This window comes from Candidatus Gracilibacteria bacterium (assembly GCA_010119145.1).
Lineage (GTDB): Bacteria > Patescibacteriota > Gracilibacteria > BD1-5 > UBA6164 > JAACSU01.
In genome coordinates this window covers 1-1,031 of record JAACSU010000035.1, presented here as the reverse complement: position 1 = coordinate 1,031, position 1,031 = coordinate 1, and the positions used below count along the sequence as shown (strand labels likewise).

Below are 1,031 nucleotides of genomic sequence, written 5' to 3'. Positions count from 1 at the left end.
TAATAAAACTTGTATTTATCCGGACAGGAAAGTTATTCCCGATGTTAATTATTATTATCGTACCATTAGTACAAGTGGAACTAATAAATCCGATTTTTCAAGCCAAGTATCAGGCAAGACTATTTGTGTGCCGCCTTCTTCAATGAGGGAAAAATAATTTATTACTTGTTGTAAGTGTTGTAAGGTGGAACCTGGTAGACCTGGTAGACTGGTATAAGATGATATGCCTTCAAAAAACATAGTTAAAATTTATATCAAAGACGGAATTTATCATGTCTATAACCGTGGCGTAGAAGAGCGAGTTGTTTTTCTTGATGAACAAGATTATAAAGTATTTTTGTATTATCTCAAAAGTTATCTCAGTCCACCAGAATTAATAAAAAATCTTCCTAATCTTCCTACTGGATTGAAGCGAAATATCCCAAAAATTTCTCTTTATAAAGAAATCAAGCTGTTTTGTTATTGTTTGATGCCGAATCACTTCCATTTAATGATAAAACAGTTAACGGATAGAGCAATTGTTGAATTTATGAGACGTTTGACTAATGCTTATACCAGATACTTCAACGAAAAATATAAACGGGTGGGTGGACTTTTTCAAGGGACATATAAGGCTGTTTTGGTAAAAAAAGAGGATTATTTTTTGCATCTTTCTCGTTATATCCACATTAATATTTTGAAACTTTCTCAAAATTGTAAAGACAAGTTTAAAAAATTAAGAGAATATCCGTATTCTAGCTATCAGGACTATTTAGGTAAAAAAAATACATGCTGGATTTATAAAGACGAAATGGTGGAATATTTTAAAGATAAAAAATCTTATCAAGATTTTGTAGAGGATTACGCCGTGGATAGCGAACAGATTTTAGGAGATTTAATTCTTGAGTAGTACTAGTAGTACCAGGTAGTACCAGTAGTACCAGGTCGAACCTGGTAAGGCTGGTAAGGTTATATGATTTATCAAGAAGAAATAAAAATTTTAACCCTTGGATTTTGTGATGTTTATAATATTACAGATGAGATAAATAAAA

General features: G+C 31.3%; 2 protein-coding genes. One reads left to right on the top strand and one right to left on the bottom strand.

Annotated elements, in window-relative coordinates; genetic code table 25:
• Nucleotides 1–54: 54 nt before the first annotated feature.
• A complete protein-coding gene (locus GW846_06625) occupies nt 55–240 on the bottom strand; it encodes a hypothetical protein (GenBank protein NDK10419.1) in 186 nt (61 codons plus the stop codon).
• Here GW846_06625 and GW846_06620 point away from each other — a divergent pair.
• Nucleotides 224–889: a hypothetical protein gene (locus tag GW846_06620; GenBank protein ID NDK10418.1), complete on the top strand. Its 666-nt coding sequence runs from the start codon at nt 224–226 to the stop codon at nt 887–889. The genes GW846_06625 and GW846_06620 overlap by 17 nt on opposite strands.
• Nucleotides 890–1,031: the final 142 nt, after the last annotated feature.